This is a genomic window from Streptococcus sp. 22.1 (assembly GCF_016648645.1).
Taxonomy (GTDB): domain Bacteria; phylum Bacillota; class Bacilli; order Lactobacillales; family Streptococcaceae; genus Streptococcus.
In genome coordinates, this window is record NZ_JACLQK010000007.1 from 49,812 (window position 1) to 67,055 (window position 17,244).

17 protein-coding genes are annotated in these 17,244 nt (G+C 40.6%); 14 read left to right on the forward strand and 3 right to left on the reverse strand.

All coding sequences use genetic code 11. The features are described 5' to 3' along the window. Positions 1-90: 90 nt before the first annotated feature. The gene (locus H7U04_RS05055; protein ID WP_021144497.1) at positions 91-1,053 is read left to right on the forward strand and encodes a Gfo/Idh/MocA family protein; all 963 of its coding nucleotides are present in this window, start codon (positions 91-93) and stop codon (positions 1,051-1,053) included. A 45-nt stretch (positions 1,054-1,098) separates the two neighbouring features. On the opposite strand, the gene H7U04_RS05060 is transcribed toward H7U04_RS05055, so the two are convergent. The 3 genes from H7U04_RS05060 to H7U04_RS05070 all read right to left on the reverse strand — a co-directional run bounded on the left by H7U04_RS05060 (position 1,099) and on the right by H7U04_RS05070 (position 4,282). Next, on the reverse strand, positions 1,099-1,401 hold the full coding sequence (locus tag H7U04_RS05060; RefSeq protein WP_002885967.1) for a DUF1827 family protein: 303 nt from the start codon (positions 1,399-1,401) through the stop codon (positions 1,099-1,101). A gap of 9 nt (positions 1,402-1,410) precedes the next feature. Continuing rightward, positions 1,411-1,869, reverse strand: coding sequence for an NUDIX hydrolase (locus tag H7U04_RS05065; RefSeq protein ID WP_002885978.1), 459 nt, complete (start codon positions 1,867-1,869; stop codon positions 1,411-1,413). A 142-nt stretch (positions 1,870-2,011) separates the two neighbouring features. Beyond that, positions 2,012-4,282 carry an ATP-dependent Clp protease ATP-binding subunit gene (locus H7U04_RS05070; protein WP_037620401.1) on the reverse strand — a complete coding sequence of 757 codons (2,271 nt, stop codon included), beginning with the start codon at positions 4,280-4,282 and terminating at the stop codon, positions 2,012-2,014. A 242-nt stretch (positions 4,283-4,524) separates the two neighbouring features. Here H7U04_RS05070 and argF point away from each other — a divergent pair, with 242 nt between their 5' ends. The 13 genes from argF (at position 4,525) to licT (ending at position 17,156) form a co-directional block, all read left to right on the forward strand. Further along, on the forward strand, positions 4,525-5,505 hold the full coding sequence (argF, locus tag H7U04_RS05075) for an ornithine carbamoyltransferase (protein ID WP_110980878.1): 981 nt from the start codon (positions 4,525-4,527) through the stop codon (positions 5,503-5,505). A gap of 68 nt (positions 5,506-5,573) precedes the next feature. Then, positions 5,574-5,804: a DUF1797 family protein gene (locus tag H7U04_RS05080; protein WP_002885970.1), complete on the forward strand. Its 231-nt coding sequence runs from the start codon at positions 5,574-5,576 to the stop codon at positions 5,802-5,804. A gap of 314 nt (positions 5,805-6,118) precedes the next feature. Then, the gene (locus H7U04_RS05085) at positions 6,119-6,799 is read left to right on the forward strand and encodes an amino acid ABC transporter permease (protein ID WP_002890385.1); all 681 of its coding nucleotides are present in this window, start codon (positions 6,119-6,121) and stop codon (positions 6,797-6,799) included. Further along, entirely contained in the window at positions 6,799-7,533 is a 735-nt protein-coding gene (locus tag H7U04_RS05090; protein ID WP_073688456.1) for an amino acid ABC transporter ATP-binding protein, read from the forward strand. The genes H7U04_RS05085 and H7U04_RS05090 overlap by 1 nt, the downstream gene beginning before the upstream one ends. Positions 7,534-7,704: 171 nt before the next feature. Then, positions 7,705-8,181, forward strand: a complete 477-nt coding sequence (locus H7U04_RS05095; RefSeq protein WP_073688455.1) for a ferrous iron transport protein A — start codon at positions 7,705-7,707, stop codon at positions 8,179-8,181. After that, entirely contained in the window at positions 8,178-10,316 is a 2,139-nt protein-coding gene (gene feoB, locus H7U04_RS05100; RefSeq protein ID WP_201059378.1) for a ferrous iron transport protein B, read from the forward strand. The genes H7U04_RS05095 and feoB overlap by 4 nt, the downstream gene beginning before the upstream one ends. Positions 10,317-10,333: 17 nt before the next feature. Continuing rightward, on the forward strand, positions 10,334-10,474 hold the full coding sequence (locus H7U04_RS05105; RefSeq protein ID WP_002890392.1) for a FeoB-associated Cys-rich membrane protein: 141 nt from the start codon (positions 10,334-10,336) through the stop codon (positions 10,472-10,474). A gap of 149 nt (positions 10,475-10,623) precedes the next feature. After that, positions 10,624-11,400, forward strand: a complete 777-nt coding sequence (locus H7U04_RS05110) for an alpha/beta fold hydrolase (RefSeq protein WP_048790527.1) — start codon at positions 10,624-10,626, stop codon at positions 11,398-11,400. Between the two features lie 147 nt (positions 11,401-11,547). Beyond that, the gene (locus tag H7U04_RS05115) at positions 11,548-12,402 is read left to right on the forward strand and encodes a bifunctional methylenetetrahydrofolate dehydrogenase/methenyltetrahydrofolate cyclohydrolase (protein WP_022496003.1); all 855 of its coding nucleotides are present in this window, start codon (positions 11,548-11,550) and stop codon (positions 12,400-12,402) included. A 3-nt stretch (positions 12,403-12,405) separates the two neighbouring features. Continuing rightward, positions 12,406-13,242: an NAD(P)H-hydrate dehydratase gene (locus H7U04_RS05120; RefSeq protein WP_080611475.1), complete on the forward strand. Its 837-nt coding sequence runs from the start codon at positions 12,406-12,408 to the stop codon at positions 13,240-13,242. A gap of 121 nt (positions 13,243-13,363) precedes the next feature. Beyond that, positions 13,364-15,478, forward strand: coding sequence for a penicillin-binding protein PBP2B (gene pbp2b, locus H7U04_RS05125; protein WP_073950818.1), 2,115 nt, complete (start codon positions 13,364-13,366; stop codon positions 15,476-15,478). A 140-nt stretch (positions 15,479-15,618) separates the two neighbouring features. Next, complete coding sequence (gene recR, locus H7U04_RS05130; protein ID WP_002889030.1) at positions 15,619-16,215, forward strand: recombination mediator RecR; 597 nt, start codon at positions 15,619-15,621, stop codon at positions 16,213-16,215. 101 nt (positions 16,216-16,316) lie between these two features. Then, positions 16,317-17,156 (forward strand): BglG family transcription antiterminator LicT, encoded by an 840-nt coding sequence (licT, locus tag H7U04_RS05135; RefSeq protein ID WP_181419166.1) that lies wholly within the window; start codon positions 16,317-16,319, stop codon positions 17,154-17,156. The last annotated feature ends 88 nt before the right edge of the window (positions 17,157-17,244 follow it).

The following is a 17,244-nucleotide window of genomic DNA, read 5'->3' on the forward strand; positions in this document are numbered from 1 at the left end:
AGGACTTCGATTTGAGTCCTCTTTCATTATAAGTCTCTATATGGGCTTGGACCATTGTAAAGAGAGATTAGAAATTAAGGAGGTAAGTTGATGAAACTTGCACTATTGGGTACAGGAATGATTGTGACAGAGGTTCTTCCTGTGTTAACTACTATTGAAGGAATTGAGCTTAAAGCTATCATGTCGACACCACGATCACTTGACAAAGCTAAAGCTTTAGCTAAGCAATATGGTTTGGCTCAGGCGACTAGTGATTATGAGGAGATTTTGTCCAATCCAGAAGTTGATACGATTTATGTGGGAACGCCCAACCATACCCACTATGATTATGCTAAGAAAGCACTTTTGGCCGGCAAGCATGTTATTTGTGAGAAACCTTTCACCTTACATTTGGAAGAGTTTGAAGAGCTGGCTAAGCTTGCGCAAGAAAAAGAGCTTCTCTTGATGGAGGCTATTACCAATCAATATTTGGCTAATTTTACAGCGATTAAGGAAGCCTTGTCTGATATTGGAGATATTAAGATTGTGAATATCAATTATTCTCAATATTCTTCACGTTACGATGCCTTTAAGCGAGGAGAGATTGCTCCTGCCTTCAACCCTGAAATGGGTGGGGGAGCACTTAGAGATCTTAATATCTATAATATCCATCTCCTGGTTGGTCTCTTTGGTAAGCCTAATCGTGTGGAATATCTACCTAATGTGGAGCGAGGAGTGGATACGTCAGGAATTCTAGTTTTGGACTATGGTCACTTTAAGGCTGTTGCCATTGGAGCTAAAGACTGTAGTGCCGAGATTCGTTCAACTATTCAAGGAGATAAGGGAGCTATTACCATTTTTGGTGCAACCAACACTCTCCCTGAGATTGGCGTCACCCTCAATGGTCAGAAAGAGAGAGTCGTCAATCTCAATAGTCTACAACATCGTATGCATGATGAATTTGTGGCTTTTGAAAAGATGGTGGCGACCAAGGATTTTGACAGTGTTGCCAAGCAGTTGGAACATAGTCGTCAGGTTATGGAAGTTCTGGATCAAGCTTCGAAAGCTTTGTAACATACAAAAAAACAAGCAGTGGTATTAGCCATTGCTTGTTTTGTCTTATACAGTTGTTGGGAATGAGATCTCAATCAATTTGTCAGTGTGTACTGTTCTGAGTTTGTCCATCAAAACGATATCCTTGTCGATTTTTCGTTTGAGGAAGAATTCACGGATAACTTCTAATTCATTGTCTTTAACAGCACGGTGTTTATTTGAAATCAAGAGTTCATAATGCTTAGGTGCTTGTGTAAAGACAACATCAGTATTCCCAGCAGAGTAGGTCTCTACGAGAAAGGCATCCGTGTTGTCAAGTTGGTTTTGAACAAGTTCTTGGTGTGTACGGGTCGTATTAATGAGTTTCATAGTTTCCTCCTAGGATTTGCCAGTTGTTGTGTTAGTTTCTTTCCATTGTTCGATTCCCCATTTATGACTGCCACGTTTAAGTTTAGCAATGGCTTCGTCAATTGGAAACCAGGCCAGGTTATTGAAATCTTCGAGAGGTTTGCCAATTTTTGAAAAATCTACAACTTCATAAATATAGGCTGGATTGTAATAGTAAGTGTCACGGTGGCTTGAATAGAAGTATTCATCAGCCTGGCCATAGTACTGGCCTAAAGTGGCTGTAAACCCAAGTTCTTCAATTAACTCGCGTTCTAATGCGCTATAGTGATCCTCGCCTGCTTCGATCTCTCCACCTGGGAGAAACCAAGCTCCGTTAGGAGCCTGGACTAAAATAATCTTTGTCTTTTCTTGGTTAGGAATCACAGCATAAACACCGTAACGTGTTTGATAATGAGCTCCCTCAACCTTGTCACCAAATGTTGGATTCATGAGTTGCTCCTTACGTTTATTTGCCTATATTATACTAAAATTTTGCTCATTTTCCTATTGATTTAGGCAGAATTAGGGATAAATTTGAAAATAGGAAATGAAAAGATAAAGAAACCAAGCCATTGCGACTTGGTTTCTTTATTTAATCAGTTTCTTTTGCTGTCTCAGCTTTCTGAGCAGTTTTTTCGGCTTTTTTAGCAGACTTAATGGTGATGTGGCCTTTTGAAGTCATGACTGCCTTGAGATCTTTTTCGTTTGGATTTTCAAGGTAGAAGTCAGTAATAGCGTCTTCAATATGATCTTGGATGGTACGACGTAGTGGTCGAGCACCCATCTTAGGATCGTAACCAAGGTCAACCAATTTTTCCTTAACTTTCTCAGTTACACTGAGGTGGATACCGTTATTAGCCAAGCGTTGGTTGACATTATCAAGCATGAGGTCCACGATAGTGAGGAGATTTTCCTTGCTAAGGGCAGAGAATTCGATAATACCGTCAAAACGGTTCATGAATTCAGGGCTGAAGAAATCTCCAAGCTGGTTAAGCACAGAATTGGTACGATTTTCACGGGCAGCTCCAAAGCCAACGCTAGCTTCTACTTTACCTGTACCAGCATTTGAAGTCATGATGATGATGGTATCCTTGAAACTTACAGTTCGCCCTTGACCATCAGTCAAGCGACCGTCGTCAAGAACTTGGAGGAACATGTGAAGAACGTCTGGGTGAGCTTTTTCAACCTCATCTAGAAGAATGAGTGAATAAGGATTACGGCGGACTTTTTCAGTTAACTGACCAGCTTCGTCGTAACCGACATATCCTGGAGGGGCACCGACTAATTTGGCAACGGCGTGTTTTTCCATGTATTCTGACATGTCGAAACGAATCATACTGTCAGCTGAACCAAAGAGTTCAATAGCTAATTGTTTAGAGAGTTCAGTTTTACCGACTCCTGTAGGACCTACGAAGAGGAAGCTACCAATTGGGCGATTTGGTGCACCCAATCCAACACGATTACGACGGATGGCTTTGGCAATCTTATCAACTGCGGCATCTTGTCCGATAACATGTGATTTAAGATCATCAGCAAGACTAAGAAGTTGTGATTGTTCTTTTTCTTTCAAATCACCGACAGGAATATTGGTTTTTTGTTCCACAATGGCTTCGATATGTTTTTCTGTGATGACAGGCATATCTTGGTCTTTGATGGTTTGTTTTTGCATTTCCTTGTATTTGGCAATTTGATCACGGAAATAGGCAGCTTTTTCAAAGTCTTCGTCACGAGTAGCTTGAGCCTTGAGGTTTTCAGCCTCAATCAAACGTTTGTCGATATCTTTAGGATCAACAAAGTTGAGGGTCAAGTTCATCTTAGAACCTGCTTCATCGAGAAGGTCGATGGCCTTGTCTGGCAAGAAACGGTCTTGAATGTAGCGGTTGGACAATTCTGCAGCTGCAGTAATAGCTTCGTCTGTATATTTGACGTGGTGGTAGTCCTGATATTTAGGTTGAATACCACGCAAAATAGTGATAGTTTCCTCAACCGTTGGTTCGTCAACCTTAACTGGTTGCATACGACGCTCTAGGGCGGCATCTTTTTCGATGATGCGGTATTCGTTGAGTGTTGTTGCTCCGACCAGTTGAAGTTCTCCACGAGCAAGAGCAGGTTTTAGGATGTTTCCAGCATCCATATTGCCATCACCAGCATTACCAGCTCCTACGATTTCATGGATTTCATCAATAAATAGGATAACATCCTGACGTTGACGAATTTCTTCCATGAGTTTTTGCATGCGTTCTTCAAATTGGCCACGAATACCAGTCCCTTGAACCAGGCTGACCACATCAAGACGGATGACTTGTTTGCCTTGGAGTTTTTGTGGCACGCTACCGTCAACGATTTTTTGAGCTAGGCCTTCAACAACAGCAGTCTTACCGACACCGGGTTCACCGATGAGGACGGGGTTGTTCTTGGTACGGCGGTTAAGAATTTCGATGACACGAATGATTTCCTCGTCACGACCAATAACAGGATCAATGTCTCCACGACGAGCGATGTCAGTGATGTTAATGCCGAACTCTTCAAGAAGACCTTGTGGCTGTTGAGGAGCTTGTTGGCGTGGTCCTCCTGGACGGCCTGGCCCTTGTGTATTGCCACCGTTTCCTCGGTTACCACCTTCTTGTGTTGGAGGTGTATTGGGAAGATCGCCGTTAGAAGAACGGAAGTTATTTAGGTCGCTGAAGAAATCATCGAAGAAGTTGGAACCTCCTGTTTGATTGAATTGATTGAGGGGGTTCTCTGGGTCAGATTTCATGATTTTATAACAATTTTGACAGAGGTCAACTTGTTGCTGATTACCGTTTACATTGGTATACAAATGAATACTAGCTTCATTAAGGTTACAGTTTTGACAGAGCATATCAGTACCTCTTTTCTATCTGAATTGGGAAAGACCTTTATTGAAAACAATCTTGGTCAAAAAAGGTCAAATCTATGACTCCATTATAGCATGCGGAAGGTAGATTGCAAGTAAAAAGCATCTAGGTTTGGCACTCTCTTAACAAGAGTGCTAACGTTGAATTTTAATTCAAAAACGCTTGTCTAAAATGTATAAATATTATATAATGTTTTTATATTATTCAGAACGAAAGAGAGATACCTATGACACAAGCTAAATCATTTTTGAAAGAAATCGACTTTACCAAGCAGGAACTTGAGGAGTTGATCGATTTATCTATAAAATTTAAACAGTTAAAGAAGGAGAGAATTCCGCATAAATATTTAGATGGCTTAAATATTGCCTTGATTTTTGAAAAAACATCCACAAGAACTCGCTCAGCTTTTACAGTGGCTGGTCAGGACCTAGGTATGAATGTGACCTACCTTGGTGCTGGAGACATTCAGTTAGGTAAAAAGGAATCTGTAGTTGATACAGCCAAGGTGCTTGGTTCTATGTTTGATGGAATCGAGTACCGTGGTTTTAAACAAGAAGATGTTGAAGATTTGGCCAAGTACTCAGGAGTTCCGGTCTGGAATGGTTTGACGGATACCTGGCATCCAACTCAAATGATTGCGGATTTCATGACTTTGAAGGAACACTTCGGTAGTTTGGAAGACTTGACCATCGCCTATATTGGAGATGGTAGAAATAATATGGCCAACTCACTTTTGGTCACTTCGGCTATTTTAGGCGTTAATGTCAAGATTATTGCCCCAGAGGTGCTGCAACCCGAAGATGAGATTGTAGCCTTAGCTCAGAAACATAATAATGGTGCCGACTTAACCATTACAGATGATATTTCAGAGGTCAAGGGAGTGGATATGCTTTATACGGATGTCTGGGTATCTATGGGTGAAGAGGTAGATTTTAAATCTCGTATTGATTTACTCTTGCCTTATCAAATTAATGCAGACCTACTAGCCAAGACAGAAAATCCAGATGTTATCGTTATGCATTGTCTCCCAGCCTTTCATGATCTCAATACCCAAATTGGGAAAGAAATCTATGATAAATATGGTTTGGCAGAGTTAGAAATTACAGATCAAGTCTTCCAAAAATACAGTGACATCATCTTCCAAGAAGCTGAGAATCGTATGCATTCTATTAAGGCCATTATGTACAATTCCTTGAAAAATATTTAAAATTCCCCCATTTTTCCCATAAGTGTGATAAAATAAGTAGGAAATACACAATTAATAGGAGAAATAACATGGAATCACATTTGGTGAGAATCATTAACCGTCTTGAAATGATGGCGGCTGATGGTGGTAATTTGAAACGTAATTTTGAACGTGAAGGAGTGGTTGTTGCCGAAGTATCATTTAGCAACGATCCTGAAAATGGTCCAGTTTTCACATTGCGTGACGTTGAAGCACGTGAATCTTATTCATTTGATAGCATCGACTTGATTGCAATGGAAATCTACGATTTGCTTTACTAATAAATCATTTGGGGACTTTACAAGGTTCCAAAAATTCAGAATGCCTGAAACTATCGAGTTTCAGGCATTTTTATCAGGATGAAAGCATAGGCTAATGCTTGTATGGGTTACCAAAATAGGCAGTATTTCAAATCATTGACAAACCTTTTGGGAAGATGTCATCTTAGGAGGACTTGAGGTGTCTTGCTTGAGAGATTTGATAGCGATGTCTATAACTTAGTTTTTATACTGAAATATCGCATTTATAAGAAAATACTTTATTTTTATACAGTCTTCTGATATAATATTGAAGAATATTAGTAAGGAGTATCTAGATGAATTTTTCATTTCTACCACAGTTTTGGTCTTACTTTAACTATGGTGTCTTAGTAACAATTATGATTTCGGTCTGCGTGGTCTTCTTCGGAACCATTCTTGGGGTTTTGGTATCCTTGGCCAAGCGTTCTGGAATCAAACCTTTGGAGTGGCTAGTAAGCCTTTATGTTTGGGTTTTCCGTGGGACTCCTATGGTTGTGCAGATTATGATTGCTTTTAACCTCATCCACATGAACCTTCCAACTGTGCAGTTTGGGATTTTAAACCTTGATTTGTCACGTATTGTTCCGGGTATTATCGTCCTTTCTTTGAACAGTGGTGCTTATATTTCTGAGAGCGTACGTGCAGGTATCGAGTCTATTCCTAAAGGCCAGATTGAAGCAGCCTACTCACTCGGTATCCGTCCATGGAATACCATGCGTTATGTGGTCTTGCCTCAAGCTATTAAAAATATCTTGCCTGCCTTAGGTAACGAGTTTGTCACTATTATCAAGGATAGTTCGCTCTTGCAAACCATCGGGGTTATGGAATTGTGGAATGGTGCACAAACTGTTGCAACAACGACCTACTTGACTTTGACGCCGCTCTTGTTCGCAGCCTTCTATTATTTGATTGTGACAACAGCTATGACGGCACTCTTGAAACAAATGGAACAACGACTTGGGGAGGGACGTAAATAATGGCAGAAACAATTATTGAGATTAAAAATCTTCACAAGTATTTTGGTAAGAATGAAGTTCTCAAAGGGATTGATCTAGATATTAAAAAGGGTGAAGTAGTGGTTATCATTGGTCCTTCAGGATCAGGAAAATCAACCTTCCTACGCTCAATGAACTTGCTTGAGAAACCTACAAAAGGCGTTATTTCTTTTGAAGGTGTGGATATTACAGATAAGAATAACGACATTTTCAAAATGCGTGAAAAAATGGGAATGGTTTTCCAACAATTTAACCTCTTCCCTAACATGACAGTTAAGGGAAATATCACCTTGTCACCGATTAAAACCAAGGGTGTTTCAAAAGCTGATGCAGACGCGAAAGCTATGGAACTTTTAGAAAAGGTTGGCTTGAAAGATAAGGCAGATGCCTACCCAACAAGTCTATCTGGTGGTCAGCAACAACGTATTGCAATCGCACGTGGTTTGGCTATGGATCCAGATGTTCTCTTGTTTGACGAACCAACATCAGCCCTTGACCCAGAAATGGTTGGTGAAGTTCTTGCCGTTATGCAGGACCTTGCTAAATCAGGGATGACAATGGCAATCGTTACCCACGAAATGGGCTTTGCGTATGAGGTGGCTGATCGTGTTATCTTTATGGATGGCGGTGTTATTGTCGAAGAAGGCACCCCACAAGAGATTTTCGACAATACTAAGGAAGAACGTACCAAGGATTTCTTGAGTAAGGTTTTGTAAGATATTCATTAAGTATGTATACATTGTTTGTGAAGGCTGGAACTTTTCCGGCCTTTTCTTTTTGTGTACTGCTTTTCTAGAATCATTCTTGTTTAGGATAATTTTGCGGAAAAGATGGATAAATATGCTATAATGATGCCGTATCAAAAATAATAAAGTAGGTCAAGAAAAATGCTCATATATGATGCGGCCTTAAAAACGCCTTACCGGATTCTTGGCATTAACCTCCCTAAGGATAGTCTTTTGCACTTATCTAACCTAGGGTTGGCTGCCGGTGAAATGATTGAGGTGGTAACTAAGACCAAGAACAGTGCTATTATTATTGTTAAAGGGAGTCGCTTAGCCTTTGATGCTTCGATTCTAGATAAGATTGATTTGGCACCTGCGGAGGAAAATCAGGAAAAGATACCTCTTTCTGAATTACCAGTTGGACGTTCGGCTATCGTTACTGATATTTTTTCAGCAAATGAGACCAAACGGCGTCTTATGGATATGGGAATTACAAAGCGTACTCGAGTGTTGTTGCGTAAGGTAGCCCCTTTGGGAGATCCTCTAGAAATTAGCTTGAGAGGGTATGAATTAACCTTACGCAAGTCGGAAGCGCAAATGATTAGTGTGGTCATGCTGGACGAGGGAGAGGAAAAGTGACAGAAATTGCATTAATAGGTAATCCTAATAGTGGTAAAACCAGTTTATTCAACCTGATAACAGGGACCAATCAGCGTGTTGGTAACTGGCCGGGTGTAACTGTAGAACGAAAAAGTGGTCTGGTAAAAAAAAATAAGGATTTAGAAATCCAGGATTTACCAGGGATTTACTCAATGTCGCCCTATAGCCCTGAAGAAAAGGTAGCGCGTGACTATTTGTTGAGCCAAAGAGCTGACAGCATTCTAAATGTGGTTGACGCGACTAATTTGGAGCGTAACCTTTATCTGACGACGCAGTTGATTGAGACAGGTATACCAGTCACTTTAGCACTTAACATGAGTGATGTTTTGGAGGCTCAGGGAAAACAGATTAATGTTGATAAATTATCTTATCATCTAGGCGTCCCAGTAGTAGCTACTAGTGCTCTCAAACAAACTGGTGTGGATCAGGTAGTGAGGAAGGCAGCTCATACAACGACTTCTACAGTCGGTGACATTGCCTTTCCAATTTATGACGATAAATTAGAAGCTGCCATCTCACAAATTTTGGAAGTCTTGGGAAATTCGGTGCCGCAAAGGTCTGCGCGTTTTTACGCCATTAAACTCTTTGAACACGATGCTTTAGTTGAGGCTGAGCTAGACTTGTCCCCATTCCAACGAAAAGAAATCAAAGACATCATTCGAATCACTGAGGAAGTTTTCACCGAAGATGCGGAGTCAATTGTCATTAATGAGCGTTATGCCTTTATCGAACGAGTTTGTCAGATGGCTCAAAGTCATACAGAAGATTTTGCCCTGACCTTGTCGGATAAGATTGATAGGATTGTCACCAACCGTATTTTGGCCTTGCCAATTTTCGCAGCAGTTATGTATTTGGTTTATTTCTTATCTATCCAAACTGTTGGAACCATGTGGACAGACTGGGCTAACGATGTGCTTTTTGGTAAGTATGTTCCAGATTTGGTAACTTCTGGTCTTGACTATCTTCAAGTTCAGGACTGGCTTAAGTCTTTGATTGTTGATGGGATTGTCGCTGGGATTGGGACAGTACTAGGATTCCTTCCTCAAATTTTTGTGCTCTTTATCTGTTTGGGCGTGCTTGAGGACATTGGATATATGAGTCGTATTGCCTTTGTTATGGACCGTATTTTCCGTCGTTTTGGTCTTTCTGGGAAATCCTTTATTCCCATGTTGATTTCTACAGGTTGTGGGGTGCCAGCGGTTATGTCTAGTCGAACCATTGAAAATGAAAGGGACCGTCGCATTACCATTATGACGGCAACCTTCATGCCTTGTTCGGCCAAGTTGGAAGTAATTGCCTTGATTGCTGGAGCTTTCTTCCCTAGTAACTCATTAGTAGCACCAAGTACTTATTTTATTGGGATGGCTGCCATTATCTTATCAGGTATTGCCCTCAAAAAGACGAGTTTTTTGGGTGGCCTAACCAGTCCGTTTATAATGGAATTGCCTGCTTACCATTGGCCTAAAGCCATGTCAGTTTTGCGCTATGCCTTTGGTAAGGCTATGAGTTTTGTCAAACGTGCGGGAACCATCATTTTCAGTTTGACAGTTCTTATCTGGTTTATGTCTAACTACAACTTTACGCTACATACGGTAGATACGGAAGCCAGTATTTTGGCGACTCTCGGTAGGAGTTTGTCTTGGATTTTTGATCCACTTGGATTTGGAAATTGGAAGGCAACAGTTGCGGCTCTTACAGGCTTAGCTGCCAAGGAGACTGTTGTTGCCACCTTTGGTATTCTCTATCATAATAGCAGTGAAGCTGGTTTAGCTGCGGCTTTACGAGGAGATTATTCTTCCCTAGCAGCATATTCCTTCTTAGTCTTTAATTTACTTTGTGCTCCATGTTTTGCGGCTATTGGAGCTATTAAGCGTGAAATGGCCAATCTTAAATGGACAATTGGTGCTATCGGTTTTCAAACAGGCCTAGCTTATTGTGTGAGTTTAATTCTTTATCAGTTTGGCCAAGTTGTCGTATACGGCAAGTCAATGACAATTTGGACTTTTGTTGCCTTCTTGCTGTTAGTGACCATGATTTATTTTGTGGTTCGTAAACCACGTCAGATTAAGGATCAAATCATTAGCTTGGATAATCTTCAAGAAGCCCATATTTAGGTTTAGGAGGAATTGTTATGTCAACGTTTATCATTGCCTTCATTATTTTTGCTTTGGCTGGTCTTGGCATCCGTCACTATATCAAAGGAAAAGGTTCTTGTGGCGATTGTGAGTGTTCTTGTCCGGTTAAGGAAGAAATGCATAAGGCTAATCGCTAATAATATATAGAAAAATGGTCTCTTAAATGAATAAGAGACCATTTTCTTACGATTGTAAGAAATGTATAAAGGTATGTAGGTTGGAAGTATGATACTATAGGATAGATAAATAATCTAATTTTTTAACAAAAAAGGGAGATGTATAAGGAATGGTTTTGAACAGGGAGATTGTCCTAATTCATGGGACCTGGTGCGATGGCAATGTTTGGGGAGAATTTGCGACAGGTCTACGTCAAATGGGATACAAGGTGCATACACCTAGCTTTCGTTACCATGACCTACCTTATCAAGAGTGCCTAGCTAAAGTTGGGACTGTTACTTTGCAGGACTATCGAGATGATTTAGTGGCTTTGATTGAAAGTCTAGACCAACCACCACTTATTTTAGGGCACTCTTTAGGCTGTCTGGTGGCTCAAATGGTTGCTGAAAAGACAGAAGTTGCTGGTATGATTCTCATGGGACCTGCTCCGACAGCAGATATTTATGCCTTTTATCCAACCATGTTAGCTTGTTTTGGCAAACACTTTTTACGCTGGGGTTTTTGGAAAAAAGCCATGCCCCCTTATAAAAAGGAGTTTTTCAAGTATTGCATGAATGAACAAGAGGAAGCTTTGAAAGAGGAAGTTTTTGCTAATCTGGTTCCTGAATCAGGAAAAGTTTATACTCAGATGGCTCTTCATTGGTTTGATAAGACAAAGGCAGCTTATGTGGACTTTAGTAACATTTTATGTCCTGTTCTCGTCATTTCAGGAACCAAGGATAAGATGACTCATCCTAATATTGCTAGAAGAACAGCTAAGAACTACCGTGATTCTGTTCTCGTTTCCTTAACAGGTGCAGATCACATGTATGAAAGTGGCAAATACCAGCAGAAGACCTTGAAGGTTATTAAGGGTTGGAGTCAGCAAAATGGTTTTGTGGATTAGTCACGAAACATAATCAAAAGAAGTTGGAAGGCAATTCCAGCTTTTTTAGCTTTCATTTGAGACGTCTTTTTGAAAATTTAGAAAATTTAGTCACAAAGAGTCCTCACTATGGTATAATTGAAAAAAAGTATGTATTGGAGAACACCCATGGCGATAATAATGGATGGTAAGGCCCTAGCTGCTAAAATGCAGGATCAATTGCATGATAAGGTAGCACGTCTAAAAGAAAAGGAATGGATTGTGCCAGGACTCGTGGTAATCATGGTCGGTGATAACCCTGCCAGTCAGGTTTATGTGCGTAATAAGGAACGTGCTGCTAAAAAGGCTGGCTTCCATAGTCAGACGGTCAATCTTTCTGAGAGTATTAGTGAGGAAGAGTTGATTGAAGTTATTGAGCGCTATAATCAGGATCCGCTTTTCCATGGTATCTTGGTTCAATTGCCACTGCCTAATCATATTAATGAAATGCGTATTCTTTTGGCTATTGATCCTAAAAAAGATGTTGATGGTTTTCATCCTATGAATACTGGTAATCTCTGGAATGGTCGCCGTCAAATGGTGCCTTGTACACCGGCTGGGATTATGGAAATCCTTCGTGAGTACAATGTTGAATTGGAAGGTAAGACAGCAGTTATTATCGGACGTAGTAATATTGTTGGTAAACCTATGGCTCAGCTTCTTCTAGAAAAGAATGCTACAGTTACCTTGACCCACTCACGAACACCGCATTTGGCTAAGGTTTGTAGCAAGGCAGATGTCTTGATTGTAGCTATTGGACGTGCAAAATTTGTAACGGAAGAATATGTCAAAGAGGGTGCTGTTGTCATTGATGTAGGAATCAACCGTGATGAAGAAGGCAAACTTTGTGGTGACGTTGATTTTGATCAAGTGAAAGATAAGGTTGGCATGATCACGCCTGTTCCAGGTGGTGTAGGCCCTATGACTATTACTATGTTGATGGAACAGACCTATCAAGCTGCTCTTCGTAGTGCGAAAGGATAGTTTATGAAAGTTGATGACGATTTAGCTAGGCAAGTGATAACACCTCGCTTGAGAGAGTCTCACAAGGGTTCTTACGGTCGAGTGCTTTTAGTTGGTGGGCTTTATCCTTATGGTGGTGCCATCATTATGGCTGCCATAGCTTGTGTCAATAGTGGGGCAGGCTTGGTCACAGTGGCTACGGATCGTGAAAATATCACAGCCCTTCATGCTCATCTCCCTGAAGCCATGGCTTTTGACCTTAGAGAGACTGAAAGATTTCTTGAGAATCTTAGGGCAGCTGATGTGGTATTAATCGGTTCTGGCCTAGGTGAAGATGGTGCAGCTAGTCAGGCTATGGGCTTGGTTCTGGCAAATATTAGGGCAGATCAAAATTTGGTTGTTGATGGTTCAGCTCTCAATCTTTTGGCTAAGAAAAATAAGAAGAACCTACCAGATTGTCATCTTACTCTCACCCCACATCAAAAAGAATGGGAACGCTTATCTGGTTTAAGGATTCCAGAGCAGACAGTTTCCAACACTCAAAAAGCCTTGGGAGAGTTCCGAGCTGGGACAATCCTGGTTGCCAAGAGTCATAAGACGGCTGTCTATCAGGGTGAAAAAGTAGCTCATTTAGAAGTTGGTGGGCCTTATCAAGCCACAGGAGGAATGGGAGATACCTTAGCTGGTATGATTACTGGTTTTCTGGCCCAGTTCGCTTCAATTGATCGCTATAAGGCTGTTACAGTAGCTACCTGGCTTCACTCAGCTATCGCTGATGATCTGGCTAAAAATGCCTATGTGGTTTTGCCGACTCTTATCAGTAAAGCCATTCCTAGCTGGATGAAAAAGTTGTCATTATAATCTAAAAAACGTGTCTTGTATTGAGGCAAGTTTTTTTAGATTTCGACATTTTTTTAAGTTTGCTAAAGCTTATTTGTGATAAAATAAAAGAGAATTTTTATGAGAACATAGAGGAAAAAAAGTGACATCATTTTCGAAAAAACTCAGTCAAAAATGGGAAAAACGGCGCCAAAAACAAAAAGAAAAACGAGCGAATAAGCCTAGAAAGCCAGTAAACATTTCACGTCGTGTTTACTTGCTTTTTGGTGTAGTCTTTGTCCTTTTTTTGTTGCTTTTTGCACGTTTGACCTATATGCAGGTTTATAACAAATCGTTTTATACTAAGAAATTAGAGGATAACTCCAAGTATACGGTTAGAATTGCAAGCGAGCGTGGGCAAATCTTTGATGCTAAAGGGGTTGCTCTTACAACCAACCAGAGTAAGGACGTTATTACCTTTACACGTAGCAATTTGGTGTCATCAGATACTATGAAGAAGGTCGCTGAAAAGTTAGCGACCATGGTAACACTAACGGAGACGAAGGTAACAGCACGCCAGAAACGCGATTTCTATCTAGCGGATTCTGCCACCTACAAACGTGTGGTTAATGACCTTCCAAAGGACAAGAAAACAGATAAGTTTGGTAATAAATTAGCTGAAGCTACTATTTACAACAATGCTGTTGATGCCGTTCCTGATGAAGCAGTGGATTACACTGAGGATGAGCTTAAGATTGTCTACATTTACTCACAGATGAATGCTGTTTCTAATTTCTCAACAGTCACATTGAAAACAGGAGACTTGACGCCTGAACAAATTGCGATTGTAGCAGCTAAACAGAAGGAACTTAATGGTATTACGGTTGCTAAGGATTGGGAGCGTCATACGGTTGATTCAGCCTTGTCTCCTCTCATCGGGAAAGTCTCAAGTTCAGAAGCAGGTTTGCCACAAGAAGATGCCAAGGAATACCTCAAAAAAGGTTATGCCCTTAATGACCGTGTAGGAACTTCTTATCTAGAAAAAGAATACGAGGAGAAACTACAAGGGAAACATACTGTTCGTGAGATTACAGTAGACAAGGAAGGCGAAGTTGCTAGTGATAAAATCACTCAAAAGGGAAGTAAGGGTAACAATCTGCAGTTGACCATCGACCTTGATTTCCAAAAGGGAGTTGAAGATATCTTAGGTCAACAGCTTTCTTCAGAGATTTCAGAGAACAAAGCTACCTATTCTGAAGGAATGTATGCCGTTGTTATGAATGCTGACACTGGTGCTGTACTTGCCATGGCGGGGCAAAAACATGAACAAGGAGCACAAGATTTTAAAGCAAATGCCTTAGGAACAATCACTGATGTCTTTATTCCAGGATCTGTTGTTAAGGGAGCGACCCTAACTGCTGGTTGGCGTTCAGGTGCCATCTATGGAAATCAGGTCTTGACTGACCAACCAATCAACATTGCTGGTTCAGCCTCGATTACGTCTTGGTTTACAGATCAAGGTAGCCGTCCTATTACCGCGACACAGGCTCTAGAATATTCATCAAATACCTATATGGTGCAGATTGCAATCAAACTACTTGGCCAACAATATGTTCCAGGCATGGCCTTGTCGACTGACAATATGGATAAGGCCATGACGACACTTCGTGATACCTACGCTGATTTTGGTATGGGGGTATCTACAGGGCTTGATTTGCCTGGAGAATCAGAAGGTTATATTTCTAAGAATTACAATGTAGCCAACGTCTTGACAGAAGCTTTTGGTCAGTACGACTCTTATACAACTATTCAATTGGCTCAATATGTTGCTTCAATTGCAAATGGTGGTAAACGTGTAGCACCTCATATTGTGGGAGGTATCTATGATGCTGGTACTAATGGTAGCTTAGGAACTCTAGCTTCAACGGTAGATACACGTGTATTAAATACCTTACCTCTTGATTCTGAGCAGATGGGGATTATCCAACAAGGCTTTAATGATGTCGTTAATTCCGGTTCTAGCCTTGCGACTGGTAAAGCTATGGCAAGTTCTATTATTCCAATTAGTGGTAAAACAGGGACAGCCGAAACTTATGCAACGGATGCTTCCGGTAACTCTGTAACAACGGTTAACCTTAATGCAGTGGCCTATGCGACTGCCAAAGATGGTACTAAGTTGGCAGTTGGGATTATGTATCCACATGCTCTAGACTGGAAGAGTAAGGCTCATCAAAATGCGGTCAAAGCTATCATGGAACTTTATCAAAATACTCACTAAATATGAAAATCTCTTGTGCCTTGCACGAGGGATTTTTCTGTGATATAGTGTTTGAGTATTTGTTCTTGGGTAAAGACATATCCATGACAGTGACAAAAGATAAGAGATGAATAAAATCATATAAAGAACAGGAGACCTTCATGCTTTATCCTACTCCAATTGCGAAGCTGATTGATAGTTTTTCAAAACTCCCTGGAATTGGGGCTAAAACAGCGACACGCCTAGCTTTTTATACTATTAGCATGTCTGATGAAGATGTCAATGATTTCGCAAAAAACCTCTTAGCAGCCAAACGTGAATTGACTTATTGTTCGGTCTGTGGTCGTTTGACAGATGATGATCCCTGTAACATTTGTACAGATGAAACGAGAGATCGTACTAAGATTTTGGTTGTTGAAGACTCCAAAGATGTTTCAGCTATGGAAAAGATTCAGGAATACCGTGGTCTCTACCATGTGCTTCAAGGGCTTATTTCCCCTATGAATGGTGTTGGACCAGATGATATTAACTTGAAAAGTTTGATTACTCGTCTTATGGATAGCGAGGTTGACGAAGTTATCATTGCTACTAATGCAACAGCAGATGGTGAGGCAACATCTATGTATATTTCACGTGTCCTCAAACCTGCGGGAATCAAAGTGACTCGTTTAGCGCGTGGTTTGGCTGTTGGTTCTGACATCGAGTATGCTGATGAAGTGACCTTGCTAAGAGCTATCGAAAATCGAACAGAACTTTAGGAAAAGTGTTGGTAAGTCCAGCGCTTTTCGTTTGCAGTAAGTAGGTTTCTCATTAAAAATTTGGTAAAATAAAGTAAACGCTTTAATGACGAGGGATCATGATGCAGATTGAAAAGATTTTAAACAACAATGTTGTTCAGGCTTTGGATAATAATGTGGAATACATTGTCATGGGCAAGGGACTGGGCTTTCAAAAGAAGGTCGGAGACTTTGTTGATAAGGAAAAGATTGAAAAGACTTTTGTTTTAGAAAATACAGAGGCAGTAGATGAATGGTCTCGTGTTTATGTCAATTTGCCTGAAGGTGAAATGCAGGTCTTTTTGAATATCCTTACTTTTGCTGAAGCTGTCTTACAAACCAAGTTTGACCCCTCTTTTTTCATCGCCCTAGCTGACCACCTACATTACGCCATTGAAAGAAGTGGAGAAGGTATTTCTCTGCAGAATCCCTTGGCTTGGGAGGTTCGAAAATTTTACCCTCGGGAGTATGAGATTGGAAAACAAGCTCTTTGTTTGATTGCCAAGGATTTAGAAGTTAAATTGGCAGATGATGAGGCTGCCTCTGTCGCTTTACATTTTGTCAATGCACAAAAGGATGCGGGTCTCCATGAAAAAGACCGACAGATGACTCAAATTGTGGTTGGGATTAGTGACATTGTCCGTCTTCATTTTGGTTATGATTTGGATGAGGATAGTTTCTCGTATAACCGTTTTATGACCCATCTCCAATACCTAGCCCAACGGATTGTGAGTGGGGTTAGTGGTGGTAAAAATGATGCTTTTCTTTACGAGCAGGTTAGGGTAAATTATCCAGAATCCTTTATCTGTACCCAAAAGATTGCTAACTATATTAAGACAGGTTACACTTTTGAATTGAGTTTGGACGAACAGGTCTATTTAACCATTCATATTCAACGTCTTAAGGATAGTTTGGATAAGTAAGCGATTCACGGAGAGGCCATACAAAAAGCAGACAATTAGACTTAAGTCTGCTTTTTCTGTGTCCTTATGGTATAATGAGGTGATTAAT

Bases quoted from the DNA above. Each gene is read 5' to 3' on its own strand.
- H7U04_RS05115 (WP_022496003.1), top strand. From the start codon at position 11,548: ATGGCGATAATAATGGATGGTAAGGCCCTAGCTGCTAAAATGCAGGAT.
- H7U04_RS05095 (WP_073688455.1), top strand. From the start codon at position 7,705: ATGCTCATATATGATGCGGCCTTAAAAACGCCTTACCGGATTCTTGGC.
- H7U04_RS05105 (WP_002890392.1), top strand. From the start codon at position 10,334: ATGTCAACGTTTATCATTGCCTTCATTATTTTTGCTTTGGCTGGTCTT.
- H7U04_RS05090 (WP_073688456.1), top strand. From the start codon at position 6,799: ATGGCAGAAACAATTATTGAGATTAAAAATCTTCACAAGTATTTTGGT.
- H7U04_RS05080 (WP_002885970.1), top strand. From the start codon at position 5,574: ATGGAATCACATTTGGTGAGAATCATTAACCGTCTTGAAATGATGGCG.
- licT (WP_181419166.1), top strand. From the start codon at position 16,317: ATGCAGATTGAAAAGATTTTAAACAACAATGTTGTTCAGGCTTTGGAT.
- recR (WP_002889030.1), top strand. From the start codon at position 15,619: ATGCTTTATCCTACTCCAATTGCGAAGCTGATTGATAGTTTTTCAAAA.
- H7U04_RS05065 (WP_002885978.1), bottom strand. From the start codon at position 1,869: ATGAATCCAACATTTGGTGACAAGGTTGAGGGAGCTCATTATCAAACA.
- H7U04_RS05085 (WP_002890385.1), top strand. From the start codon at position 6,119: ATGAATTTTTCATTTCTACCACAGTTTTGGTCTTACTTTAACTATGGT.
- H7U04_RS05110 (WP_048790527.1), top strand. From the start codon at position 10,624: ATGGTTTTGAACAGGGAGATTGTCCTAATTCATGGGACCTGGTGCGAT.
- H7U04_RS05055 (WP_021144497.1), top strand. From the start codon at position 91: ATGAAACTTGCACTATTGGGTACAGGAATGATTGTGACAGAGGTTCTT.
- H7U04_RS05120 (WP_080611475.1), top strand. From the start codon at position 12,406: ATGAAAGTTGATGACGATTTAGCTAGGCAAGTGATAACACCTCGCTTG.
- H7U04_RS05070 (WP_037620401.1), bottom strand. From the start codon at position 4,282: ATGCTCTGTCAAAACTGTAACCTTAATGAAGCTAGTATTCATTTGTAT.
- argF (WP_110980878.1), top strand. From the start codon at position 4,525: ATGACACAAGCTAAATCATTTTTGAAAGAAATCGACTTTACCAAGCAG.
- H7U04_RS05060 (WP_002885967.1), bottom strand. From the start codon at position 1,401: ATGAAACTCATTAATACGACCCGTACACACCAAGAACTTGTTCAAAAC.